Source organism: Natranaerobius trueperi, from assembly GCF_002216005.1.
Taxonomy (GTDB): domain Bacteria; phylum Bacillota; class Natranaerobiia; order Natranaerobiales; family Natranaerobiaceae; genus Natranaerobius_A; species Natranaerobius_A trueperi.
The window spans coordinates 46,610-59,884 of the sequence record NZ_NIQC01000015.1 but is presented as its reverse complement, the minus strand read 5'-3'; the positions used below and the strand labels follow the sequence as shown (position 1 = coordinate 59,884).

Here is a 13,275-nt window from a genome sequence, read left to right as displayed (position 1 = left end):
TATCGCTAAACACGTCTTTTAACTTATCTTGTACATCTTCAATGCTACTACAATTCTTAGCTAATTCTTTTGCTAATGTGTCTTGCTTATTTCGCATAAATGGTAACCTCCTTTAAATTGGTAGGATTAACCATTTACACAAAATTATGTGCATTCCCAAGGTATTATATTATGGGCCTACTAAATTAATTGTTAGACAATCACATACCGTTCGGTACTTGGCGGTTCTATGGTTTGAGTGCAATGCCTCGTATCTTTTGGATATGTCATCATATCCAATTGGATCAGAAACTGCTCCCTGTAACCTTCTCTATTAGTAGTGCGATAATGTGATATATGTTCATGTGGACAAATATAACAATCATATTTGTTTCGGGGTAGAAGCTTTTTTCCGGTTTTCTCTCGATCTATGTTTACTTCTTCATCTAATTTTTTCTTGATATGCTTTAATTACGATAAAATCTTTGCTCAAAAACGTTTGTGTTTCTAAACCTACGTTCATAGTTCTTTCGAAGTGTTGAATAGTGGGGTACCGGGTCATATAACCTAAGCCTAAAACCAACGGTACGCTACATTGTTTTCAATCTCTTTTATGTCTGTCTCATAGATCTTATCCCAAACAGATATTGAGTTAACACCATTTTTATTAAAACCACTGGATCTATGCTTGTACGACCTATGTCTTTCAAATAATAATCTACAACTAAATCATAGATGAAATCAAAATCAATAGTTTCATATATTTTTCTAACCAAGTGATCCTTAGGCACCAACTCGTCCAGCATTACTATTTCTGCTGCTTTACGTTTTTCTCTTTCTTGCTTGTTTAACACCTTTATCACCTAGGATTATTTTTCCGAAATTATTATTCTACAAAAAAGAAGCTTGTCGACCTGCCTATTTAATAGACTTTGTCGACAAGCTGAAGCGAGATAAAAACCTCGCTTTTAAATTCGATACTTCCTTTATATTTCTAAACTAAAACTCTGCTTTTTTCTAATTTTTGTCCAGAATCAAGTAATTCACCTTGGCATTTAGGACACTCTTCACCTTCTGAGATTGACACACTCAACCCCTGAAACCCACAACTCAAACAGAGAAACTCAATAAAGTTCTCAGTCCGATTCAAGTAAACGCCTCCCATTTAATAGTTTGTAAATCACTATAAGTGAAGAAATTTAGAGGTAACTCTTTGACGTAATTTTCTGACTTTTTATGTTATATATTTATATTGCATATTGTTCAATCATTTACTATATTTTGCAATTAATTCTGTCAACTCTTTAATTGATTTCTCTCTATCTTCTTCATTTTGTGGTAATTCTAAGCATTTGCGTAAATGTTGTTCTAGTACAATTTTTCCAACATTATTTACTGCCGATCGAACAGCTGAAACCTGCATCAATATATCTGAACAATATTTTTCTTCTTCCACCATTTTTTGCAAACCTTTTATTTGTCCTTCAATTCGTCGTAGCCGATTGATTAATGCAGTTTTTTCTTCCATTCTTAAGTTACCTCCTATACTATTAACATCATTTACTAAGTTTACTTGTGTAAAAAAAAGTCCCCGCTGTGCCGTGTACTACCATGTTTTGAACCTGATTCACTTCAGGTGGGTGCCCTCCTACATGCTTTACATGTCCTTCGTGAGGCATATGTGCCACATGTAGAGTCCAGGCTCCCTTTGTTGTTGCTGTTGGGTCAAAACATAGCTGTTATCACGTACACAGTAGGGACGCTAATCTCTATTTTTTTACTTTGTTCAAGTATTATACTAACATATCTTTATCTAAAAATCAATCACACATCCTTACTCTGAGCTAGTTTTTGAGGTTTTTATGTGTAGCTCATCTAATTGATTTTTATCAACTGTGCTAGGAGCATTAGTCATCAAACAACTTGCGTTAGCAGTTTTTGGAAAAGCAATTACATCTCTTATACTTGAACAGCCAGCAAAAAGCATGACAAGCCTATCAAGACCAAATGCAATTCCTCCATGTGGAGGAGCCCCATATTCAAAAGCATCTAAAAGAAATCCAAATTTTTGTTTTGCTTCTTCTAGCGAGATACCTAGCAGATCAAACATTTTCTCTTGTGTCTCGCGATTGTATATCCTCATACTTCCCCCACCGATTTCAACTCCATTTAAAACTAAATCATATGCTTTTGCACGTATTTTCCCTGGTTCATCTTCGTATTTTTCTAAATCATCTGCATAAGGTGCAGTAAAAGGATGGTGTAAAGCTTTATATCTACCATCATCTTTATCAAATTCAACTAGAGGGAAATCTGTTACCCAAGCTAAATTAAATTCATTTTCAGGAATTAAGTCTAATTGTCTAGCTAAGTGTAGCCTTAAACTTGACAGAGAGTCTGCTACTACATCTTTTTCGTCTGCTACAAATAACAAAGCATCACCAGTCTTAGCTTCCATTACATTAATTATTTGATTCATTTCTTCATCTGAGAAAAATTTAGCTATCGGACTTTTAACTTCATTTTCTTCTATAATCATCCAAGCTAACCCTTTAGCACCAAAATTTTTAACAAAATCAGTTAATTCGTCTAATTCTTTTCTACTAAAGTTTTTCCCTTTTGGAACTGTAATCCCTTTTACTTGTCCATTTTTTTGAACAGCTTCTCTAAACACTTTGAATTCAGATTCTTTTACAATTGAAGAAATATCGGTTAATTCCATTCCAAATCTCATATCAGGACTATCAGTACCAAATCTATCAATAGCATCCTGATAAGTAATTTTCGTAAAAGGATTTTTTAAGTCAATTCCTAAAATATCTTTAAATAATTTTGAAACCATCTGCTCCATTAGTTCCATAAATTCATCTTGTTCGAGAAAAGAAACTTCGATATCTACCTGACTAAATTCAGGCTGCCTATCTGCTCTTAAGTCTTCGTCTCTAAAGCATCTAGCTATCTGAAAGTATTTTTCAACACCTGAAGCCATCAATAATTGCTTAAATAATTGTGGTGATTGTGGTAAAGCATAAAAAGATCTTGGGTGTAATCTACTTGGAACAAGAAAGTCCCTTGCTCCTTCAGGAGTACTTTTAGTCAACATCGGAGTTTCAACTTCAATAAAATCATTTTCATCTAAAAAGTCTCTAATTAGTTTAGTGACCTTATGTCTCAATCTTAAATTATCTTGCATTGGTTGTCTTCGAAGATCCAAATATCTATGCTTTAATCGAATATTTTCGTCTACATCGACATCCTTGTTAATGAAAAATGGTGGTGTTTTTGAAGTATTAAGAACTTTAATGTCTTCACAATCAATTTCAATTTCACCTGTAGGTAAATCACTATTAATGTTTTCTTCTGAACGTTTTTTGACAACTCCTGTGATCTCTAAAACAAATTCAGAACGAACTGAATCAGCAACTTTTAGAGCTTCAGGATTACTTTCAAAATCACATACTACTTGAACTAATCCACTCTTGTCTCTTAAGTCAATAAATATTAGCTTACCATGATCTCTCCTATTGTCAGCCCATCCTTTTAAAGTTACTTTTCTTCCAATATAATCACTAGTTATCTGACCGCATTGATGCGTTCTTCTCATATATAACCCTCCAGTCTTAATTAATTTATAATTTCTGTAAGTCGTTCGATAAGGTCATCTAAAGGAATTGACTGTTGAGTACCACTTTCCATGTCCTTTAATTGACAAATTCCTTCTTGTAATTCTTCATCACCTAAAATCAATGAGTATCGAACCCCTAGTTTATTAGCACGTTTCATTTGTGCTCTTAAACTACGTCCATCATAATCCATGATAGCGCTGAACCCTTCATCCCGTAATTTATGTAATAAATTAAAGGATTTATAATGAGTAGTTTCTTTTGAAGCAGTAACTATAAAAATATCATAAGTATCTGCTTTAGGAAGATCAACATTCTGTTTATCAAGTGCTAATAAAATCCTTTCAAGACCTACTGCAAAACCTACACCTGGGGTCGCTGGTCCACCACATTCTTCTACTAAATAATCATATCTTCCCCCTCCTCCTAAAGCATTTTGTGCCCCAATTGAAGAAGAAACAACTTCAAAAGCTGTCTTAGTATAATAATCTAATCCTCTAACAAGATGTCTATTAATTCGATAGTCAATATCTAATCCAGATAATAACTTTTTTACATTCTCAAAGTGATTATCACATTCACTACATAAATTATCTGTGATAAATGGTACATCCTCATCTACTGCATCTTGACAACCTTTTTGTTTACAATCAAGTACTCTCATTGGATTAGTTCTAAATCTATTATTACAGTCTTCGCATAACATCTCAATTTTTGATTCAAAGTATTTCACTAATGTGTTAATGTATTCTTCTCGACATTTTTTACATCCCACACTATTTATTTCTAGTTCTAACCCATCGAGACCAAGGGCTGTAAAATAATCAAGTGCTAACTTCATAACTTCAACGTCAGCTTCCGGTGCCTCACTTCCAAAAAGTTCTACCCCAAATTGATGAAACTGTCTGTACCTTCCTGCTTGTGGGCGATCATATCGAAACATGGGTCCGGTATAATAAAACTTCGTAGGTTGTGGTTGATTAAATAACTTATATTCAACATACATCCTCACAGTTGGTGCAGTGCCTTCTGGTCTTAAAGTTATACTTCTACTTCCTCGATCGGTAAAAGTGTACATTTCTTTACTGACTATATCAGAGGTTTCCCCTACACTTCTTTGAAAAAGTTCAGTGTGCTCAAAAATCGGAAATCTAATTTGTTGAAAACCAAATCTTTCTGCAACTTTTTGTGCAGTTTTTTCTAAGAAATTCCATTTTAAGTTCTCTTCAGGTAAAATATCTTTTGTTCCTCTTGGTGCTTTTGTTAGCATTTACTGTTACCTCCCTTCAAAATCAATTACTATGTACAATAAAAAAACTTCCATCTCCGACAAAAAGTCGGGGACGGAAGTTATCCGCGGTACCACCCCTGTTAGTCACTATGAAAAGTGACTCACTCTATGTCAATAACCCTGACAGGGGACCTAGTCTACTAATAAGTTCGACTAGTCAGCTCAAAGGTGTTTTTCAGTCAGAACTTCTAGAGCCTTTCCAGCCGAAGAGACTCCTCTCTGTAAGAAGTTACCTAACTTACTGTCCTTGTCTTCGCTTTTATTCGTTAGTTAATATACTTTTTTAAATTTTACTATATTACAATCATTTTGTCAAAAAATTTTACTACGCAAGCTTAACTCTATAATTATACAAAAAAAGGATTGTCTGATTTTTCTTCACCAATAGTTGTACGATTACCGTGTCCAGGGAAAACCTCTACATCTTCATCTAGGGTAAATAGTTTTTCTTTTACAGATTTAGTGAGCTGTTTCATATCACCACCGGGAAGATCACAACGTCCAATACCTCTTTGAAATAACGTATCCCCGGAAAATAATTTATCTTCAATTAAGAGACAAATTCCTCCTGGTGTATGTCCTGGAGTAGCAATAATATTTACTTCCATACCTTTGACTTGTAAGGTTTGCCCATCAACTAGTTTTGTATCAGCGTCTGGAGATATATATTCTACTCCTGTAAAACTTGATAAGTTGAGGTCAGGATTAAGTAATTTATCCGCATCATCTTCATGTATAGCTAATTTAGCACTTAGTTTTTCTTTAATATCATTTCCACCTATATGATCGGCATGTCCATGAGTATTAATGATCAATTTTGGTGTTACATTTAATTCTTTAACCTTAGTCAGAATTTCATCTTTATCATCACCAGGATCTATAATTATACCCTCTTTACTTTCTTCATCAAAAACAATATAACAATTTGCTTGTAACGCTCCCACTACTATTCGCTCAATACGCAAAATATTAACCTCCTTTACTGATTTAGAATGTTTTTTTGCTGTCAATAAGCATTGTTACAGGACCATCATTGACTAGTCCTACCTTCATATGTTGTTGAAAACTCCCTGTTTGCACTTTCAAACCATGATTTTCTTCAATTTTTTTTGTAAATAATTTATATAATTCATCAGCTTTTGCTGGTGGTGCCGCCTTCATAAAGTTAGGTCTACGACCTTTTCTACAGTCACCAAGTAAAGTAAATTGGCTAACAACTAAAATTTCACCATTAACATCTTTTACAGATAAATTTAACTTATCTTGATCATCCTCGAAAATTCTAAGGTTCACAATCTTGTCAACCATGTAATCAACATCTTTTTCGTTATCTTCTTCTTCAACTCCTAGCAAAACATTAAGTCCACTATTAATTTCACCAACATTATGATTGTCAACATTTACATAGGATTCACTAACTCGCTGTATTACTGCTCGCATAATATCCCCCTTTTTTCATTGAAATCATGGATTTTGTCTTTGAACTTTAAACACATCCTTAACTTGGTGCAATCGGTCGATGACAAACTGCAAATGAGAATGATTTCGAATTAGAACAGTTAAGTTGATAACAGATACATGGTTATTATCAGTACGAGCGTTTATAGCTGCCACTGATATTTTAGACTCTCCTAAAATTTTCATTATTTCTTGAACCATTCCTTGTCGATCTAATGCATACACAAAAATACTAACTTGAAAATTATTGTTTGTTGCGTCATCCCAATAGACCGGAACTGTACTTTCTTTATTTTTTAACCTATGTTTAGCATTTTGACAATCAGATCGATGAATAGTAATCCCTCTTGAGCGTGTTATAAAACCAATGATATTTTCCCCTGGCAATGGATGACAACATTTTGCAAAGCGAGTTGATATATTCTCTAATCCTTCAACTTTTACACTATCTTTAGTCTTTTTCCGAGGTTTTTCTTCATCAATATATCTAGAAAGATTTTCGTCCTCTGATATAGTAGTATTAATTTCGGAACGTTTTAGATTTTCCTTGAAAAATTCTTGAAATTTGCCAAGTACCTGATTAACTGTAATACCACCATAACCTACTGCAGCAAGTAAATCTTCATAACTTTTCATATTAAATCTTTCAATCACTTTTTGCTGATAGGAGCTTTCCTTTAAAATTTTTAATGGAAAAATTTTAAGTTTTTTAACTTCTTTTTCAATCATTTCTCTTCCACGTTGAATATTTTCTTCTCTTTTCTGTCTCTTAAACCATTGCCTAACTTTATTTTTAGCTTGAGATGTTTTTACTATATTGAGCCAGTCTCTACTTGGAGTAGCTTGTTTAGAAGTTAAAATTTCTACTACATCCCCCGTATCTAACTGATAATCTAGTGACACCATCCGACCACTAATTTTTGCTCCTATGCAAGTGTTACCAATATCGGTGTGAATCCTATAAGCAAAGTCTAGTGGTGTAGAACCTGATGGTAGATCTATTACATCACCTTTAGGAGTGAAGACAAAAACTTCATCAGAAAATAAATCTACCTTTAGATGTTCCATAAACTCTTTTGCATCACTAGTATCTTGTTGCCACTCTAGTAATTGTCTAAACCAAGAGACTTTTTGTGCGAACTTTCCATCTTTATTGTTACCCTCTTTATATCTCCAGTGTGCTGCAATACCATATTCAGCAGTCCTATGCATATCCCAAGTCCTAATTTGAATTTCAACCAAATTACCTTGAGGACATAAAACAGTAGTATGAAGTGATTGATACATATTAGGCTTAGGAACGGCAATATAATCTTTAAATCTTCCTGGGACAGGCTTCCACAATGTATGAACAGTACCTAAAACAGCATAACATTCTTTTACATTATTAACTATAACTCTTAAAGCTATCAAATCGTAGATCTCATTAAGGTCTTTACTAGTTTTTTGCATTTTAGAATAAATACTATATAGATGTTTTGGTCGACCTTGAATTTCACCTTCGATCCCCATTTCATCTAATTTTTTTTGTAGATCTACCTGAATTTTCTTTATATATTCTTCTCGTTCTTTTCTCTTCTGAACTATTTTTTCAGCTAAAAAATAATACTGTTCTGGTTCTAAGTATCTGAAAGCGAGGTCTTCTAATTCCCACTTAATTTTATATATTCCAAGGCGATTTGCTAATGGTGCATATATTTCCATAGTTTCTTTAGCAGTGGCTTTCTGTTTTCTCTCAGGTAAATACTGTAATGTTCTCATATTGTGAGTTCTATCTGCTAATTTTATTAATATAACTCTAATATCACTCGCCATAGCAAAAAACATTTTACGAAGATTTTCAGCTTGGTGTTCTTCTTTACTCTTAAAATTGAACTTACTAAGCTTAGTAACCCCATCAACTAATAAAGCGATTTCATCTCCAAATTTCTCTTCTAGATCCTCTTTCGTTACAGAGGTATCTTCTATTACATCATGGAGTATACCTGCACTTATGCTATCTATATCTAATTCAAGTTCTGCTAAAACAAGAGCTACTTCTATTGGATGTATAATATAGTCTTCTCCAGAACTACGTTTTTGTTCCCCATGTTGTTTCTTAGCATATTCATACGCTCTATCCAGAAGATCAAAGTTAGAATCATCAAATTGATAAGATTTTATTTTTTCTTTAAGAGTAAAAAACAGTTGGTCTGGATTCAACAATTTATCCATCTCCCTACCTAAACTTTAATTTAATTTTTTTCAATTGAATGAGCACATACTTCTAAAAGTGCTTTGTTTTCATATAGTAGCATATATATTGCAGAATTACTTCCACTTAAAAAGCATTGTTCCCACTTGCGTATATTTTTTATAAGCTGTTGTTCACTTAAAAACTTGTTGGAATTTGAGAAATCAACCCTATTTTCAGTTTCTTTTATTTTCACCTTATTATCCTCTAAGTATATCAAACCCAATTCTTTAAAAATTTCAATAACTGATTCAACCCATCGTTTTGTAACTCCAGAATTTTGTTCATATAACCATTTCTTAAAATTTCCCTTTGTTACAGTCTGAAATTTGAACTCATTTTGCATTTTTTCATACACTTTTTGTAACTCTTGTCCATATGGTATCGTAACTCTCCATAGCTTACTGTTATAATCAACATCAAAATGGTTATACAAAAGACACACAGATTTTGGTTTAATAGTTTCAATCCATTTTCTAACGATAGATGGATCATAGGGTAAATCATACAAAATCAAAAGAACATTTTCTTCACTTAACTCAAAAGGGACATCTGTTGCTCTAACAACATAACAATCGACAAATTTAGAAGATAAAAATTCTTTTTGTTGACGAGTGTTAGTCAAAATAACTGGTATATAATTTCTTTTAATTAATAAATTAAGACTTGAATATTTATCACTTTTATTTCGAAAGTCTATCAATTTATTAGAAGTTTCGTCACATTGTAAATCACATATCTGTAAACTAAGTTTTCCCCATTTAGAGTTCCAAGTAGATATTTTAGGAATAAAAGCTGCCTTAGAAGGTGTGTTCTCTTCTAGATTGTGGGTTAACTTTTCATTACCACGAAACCAAATCCCATCTAATAAACTTCCACTTCCCTTAAATTTAACCTGAAGGTGTTCATTATTTTTACCAACAATTTTAGTAGAAGCAACTATTATAGAGTTACATCCTAATATCGGTTGAGGATTTCCTATACCGAAAGGTTCTAATTGTTGTATTTCTTCTGCTAATTCCCGAGATAAAATTTCCTCAGGTACCATCATTTCTATATCAACAGTAGGAATTAAGTCATTTTCTGTCAACCATTTATCTGCAAGTTGGTTTATCCTTTGTTCAAATTCCTCAATATTTTCTACTTTTATCGATAAGCCCGCTGCAAGTTCGTGTCCACCGTACTTTTCAATAATATCACTACATTCTTGCAACGCTTCTGCAATATGAAATCCCTCAATACTTCTACAAGATCCTTTAGCTACTCCGTTATTATCCAAAGTTAAAACAATAACTGGACGATGATATTTTTCAAGTAATCGTGAGGCTACTATACCAATTACTCCTTCATGCCAGTCTTTTCCGTAAAGAACTAAAACTTTTGATTTCGATGTCTTATTATTATCTACTATTATTTCATTAGCTTCTTTAGTTATTTCCTGTTCAACAGTTCGTCGCTCTCTATTTTCTGTATCGAGTTTCTCAGCTAAAGTTTGTGCTTCATCATAATCATCTGTAACCAATAATCTAACTGCATCACTTGCAGAGGCTAGTCTACCAGCAGCATTAATTCTAGGTCCTAATAAAAAACCAACCTGGCCTGTGGTCAGTTTTTGTTCTAGTAAATTTAATTTTTCAAGCATAGATTTAAATCCAACTCTATTAGAACCAATTTTACTTAACCCATGACTAACTAAAATTCTATTTTCATGTTTTAACGGTACTAGATCTGCTATAGTACCAACTGCTACTAAATCTAAATAATTTTCGCATAACTGTTTAATAGTCATTGCTTTAGAACTATCTGCTAGAGCCAAAACCAGCTTAAAAGCAACACCTACTCCAGCTAATGAAGAAAATGGATAACAAGAGTTAACTCTTTTAGGGTTTAAGATAGCATCTGCACTTGGTAGTTCATTTAATTGCTCATGGTGGTCGGTTATAACTACATTTATGCCTTTTTCTTTTAACCATGAAACTTCTTTACAAGAACTAATACCACAGTCAACTGTTATAATTAAAGAAGTATCTGGGTATAATTTCAGTGCTTTTGTGATTCCTGATTCACTTAATCCATATCCATCTGCAAACCGATCTGGAATAAAATAATTAATTCGATCATTAAATTTTGTTAGATAATCGTATAAAAGAGCTGTTGATGTAACCCCGTCAGCATCATAGTCACCAAAAATCAAAATAGATTTTTTATCGTCTAAAGCTTGCTGAATTAAATCAACACCTATCTGTATATCATCTAACAACCAGGGTGATTCAAGTTCATCTAGTGAAGGGGATAAAAAAGAGTTGATTTCCTCTTTTTTTGTTAGTCCCCTATTCACTAGTAATTGAGCTAATACAGGTGACACACTACATTCTAGAGCCAAATCTTGTATCAGATCAGTATATTCAACTCTCATATTCCAAGAAGTTAATTTATTTGCTACCATATTAAAATCCCTCACTAATCAGAAACTCTCTTTATCTAGCTAGTACTTTTTTTCCTATTTCCGTACTGGGACCCCATCTTTTCTGATAAAGTTGACCATACATTTGAAGCTATAAAAACAGATGAATAAGTTCCACTAATAACACCAATTAATAAAGCCAAAATAAACGGACGTAACGTCACTCCACCAAAAATTAATAAACTTAGTAGAACTAATGTAGTGGTTCCTGATGTATTTAAAGACCGTGTTAAAGTTTTACTAATACTTGTAGTTATCACATCATTTAAAGGTAATTTCTTTTCTAATTGTAAGGTTTCTCTAATTCTATCAAAAATAACTATTGTATCATTGATTGAATAACCTATAATTGTTAATACAGCCGCAATAAAGGGACTATTAATTTCAATTTGGAATAAGGAGAATATCGTTAATACTATAAAAGCATCATGTAAAATAGCAACAATAGCAGATATAGCAAAACTAAATTCAAATCGATAACTAATATAAGCTATCATTCCAATTGATGCTATTAATAAAGACCAAATAGCTTGTGATCTCAATTCATCGCCAATAGTAGCCCCTACGTTAGCTGATCTCAACACATCCTCATCTTCAATTTGTGGCCAGTTTCCACGTAAACCTTCTATAATTTCATTTCGTTCTTGTTCTTGTAGCGAAGTAGTTCTTATAATGACCTCAGAAGTTTCTCCTTGAGAATCAGTTGCTTGCTGAATCACACTGTCCTCTAAACCAAAATCCTCTAAAACATCACGTACTTCTTCTACCTCATATTCTTCACCTAAAGAAACATGAAGAATAGTGCCCCCAGTAAAGTCAATCCCCAAATTCAAACCATTTAATATCAAAGAACCAAAACCAATTATAACAATGACTAAAGATACCAAAAACCACATTTTTCTCTTGGTTATAATCTCCATATGACTAACTCCTTTGCACGCCAAAATATTTTACGTTTTTAACTAATCCAGTAGCTACTAAAAGTTTCAACACTAAACGAGTAAATAAAACTGCAGTTATCATACTTGCTATAATTCCTGTAGATAAAGTTACTGCAAAACCTTGGATTGGTCCTGTTCCAAAATAAAACAATACTGCAGCAGCAATTAAAGTTGTCACATTTGAGTCAAGGATGGTTTTTATACCACGCTTAAAACCCGATTCTACTGAAACCCTTAGCGTTTTACCATTATTTATTTCTTCTTTAATTCTTTCAAATATAATTATATTCGCATCTACCGCCATCCCGACTGATAAGATCAGTCCGGCAATACCTGGTAAAGTAAATGTAGCACCTAAGTGAACTAAAAATCCAAAGACTAATGTAATATATACTATTAGCGCAATATTTGACATAAGGCCTGGTAAACGATACATAATTATCATAAAGACTAATACTAATGAAAAACCAATAATCCCAGCTGTTAAACTCTGTTCTCGTAGATCTTCTCCTAAACTTGGTCCTATTGTTCTTGTTTCTAGTTCGATTAACGAAACTGGTAAAGCTCCTGATCTAAGCATTAGTGCTACATCGTTCGCCTCTTCAACAGATGCCATACCATCAATCATTGCTTCTCCCTTACGAATAACATTACGAACATTGGGAGCTGATACTACTTCTCCATCTAATACTATTACAATAGGCTCCCCTACATTTTGTTCTGTTGCTTGTTGAAACAAGCGTGCCCCTTCAGATGTAAAATCGATACTTACATAGGGTTGTCCTTGAGGACCATAGCCTACTCCTGCATCCTCAAGATGATCCCCCGTTACTAAAGGACTATAACCTAATTCATCTAAATTTTCTATGGTTTCATCTTCGTCAAGATCTAAATCATAATAAATTTCAGGGCCATAGAATTCCAGTCTTGCTGTTCTTCCGATCACTTCCATTGCTCTATCACGGTCAATATCTTCACCCGCTAATTCCACACGTATTCTGTCTTGGCCTTCTCGCTGAACAACTGGTTCAGACACTCCTAACTCATCAACTCTAGATCTAATGATTGTTAAAGCGCGATCTATAGCATCATCAGTGTCGTCTCCTTCAACATCATCTGCTTCTAATAGAACATATACTCCTCCAGCCAAATCTAAGCCTAAATTAATATTATTAGTGGCATATGAGTAAACTGCAAAACTTGCAACTGAAACAATTAATAAAACCATCATTAACATCGTTATTTTTTTCCATCTTATCATATCACTAACTCTCCTTGTTTAGAGC

9 protein-coding genes, 1 other RNA gene, 1 pseudogene and 1 other annotated feature are annotated in these 13,275 nt (G+C 33.3%); all 11 genes and pseudogenes read right to left on the bottom strand.

Translation table 11 applies throughout. From position 1 onward, the window contains the following. Window positions 1–458 precede the first annotated feature (458 nt). Window positions 459–785, bottom strand: a pseudogene (locus CDO51_RS14675) (transposase); the annotation flags it as partial. A gap of 461 nt (window positions 786–1,246) precedes the next feature. Continuing rightward, the gene (locus CDO51_RS07860; protein ID WP_089023740.1) at window positions 1,247–1,507 is read right to left on the bottom strand and encodes a metal-sensitive transcriptional regulator; all 261 of its coding nucleotides are present in this window, start codon (window positions 1,505–1,507) and stop codon (window positions 1,247–1,249) included. A 56-nt stretch (window positions 1,508–1,563) separates the two neighbouring features. Continuing rightward, window positions 1,564–1,742: non-coding RNA, 6S RNA (gene ssrS, locus CDO51_RS07855), on the bottom strand. A gap of 71 nt (window positions 1,743–1,813) precedes the next feature. Next, window positions 1,814–3,583 (bottom strand): aspartate--tRNA ligase, encoded by a 1,770-nt coding sequence (gene aspS / locus CDO51_RS07850; RefSeq protein WP_089023739.1) that lies wholly within the window; start codon window positions 3,581–3,583, stop codon window positions 1,814–1,816. A gap of 20 nt (window positions 3,584–3,603) precedes the next feature. Further along, the gene (gene hisS / locus CDO51_RS07845; RefSeq protein ID WP_089023738.1) at window positions 3,604–4,872 is read right to left on the bottom strand and encodes a histidine--tRNA ligase; all 1,269 of its coding nucleotides are present in this window, start codon (window positions 4,870–4,872) and stop codon (window positions 3,604–3,606) included. A 66-nt stretch (window positions 4,873–4,938) separates the two neighbouring features. Further along, window positions 4,939–5,156: a binding site (T-box leader), on the bottom strand. Window positions 5,157–5,240: 84 nt separating this feature from the next. Next, window positions 5,241–5,858 carry an MBL fold metallo-hydrolase gene (locus tag CDO51_RS07840; protein WP_089023737.1) on the bottom strand — a complete coding sequence of 206 codons (618 nt, stop codon included), beginning with the start codon at window positions 5,856–5,858 and terminating at the stop codon, window positions 5,241–5,243. A 22-nt stretch (window positions 5,859–5,880) separates the two neighbouring features. Continuing rightward, window positions 5,881–6,333, bottom strand: coding sequence for a D-aminoacyl-tRNA deacylase (dtd, locus tag CDO51_RS07835; protein WP_089023736.1), 453 nt, complete (start codon window positions 6,331–6,333; stop codon window positions 5,881–5,883). Between the two features lie 24 nt (window positions 6,334–6,357). Further along, the gene (locus CDO51_RS07830; RefSeq protein ID WP_169710432.1) at window positions 6,358–8,565 is read right to left on the bottom strand and encodes a RelA/SpoT family protein; all 2,208 of its coding nucleotides are present in this window, start codon (window positions 8,563–8,565) and stop codon (window positions 6,358–6,360) included. A gap of 20 nt (window positions 8,566–8,585) precedes the next feature. Further along, window positions 8,586–11,030 (bottom strand): single-stranded-DNA-specific exonuclease RecJ, encoded by a 2,445-nt coding sequence (gene recJ, locus CDO51_RS07825; RefSeq protein ID WP_089023734.1) that lies wholly within the window; start codon window positions 11,028–11,030, stop codon window positions 8,586–8,588. Window positions 11,031–11,065: 35 nt separating this feature from the next. Then, entirely contained in the window at window positions 11,066–11,968 is a 903-nt protein-coding gene (gene secF / locus CDO51_RS07820; RefSeq protein WP_169710431.1) for a protein translocase subunit SecF, read from the bottom strand. Between the two features lie 4 nt (window positions 11,969–11,972). Then, entirely contained in the window at window positions 11,973–13,250 is a 1,278-nt protein-coding gene (gene secD / locus CDO51_RS07815) for a protein translocase subunit SecD (protein WP_089023732.1), read from the bottom strand. Between the last annotated feature and the right edge of the window lie 25 nt (window positions 13,251–13,275).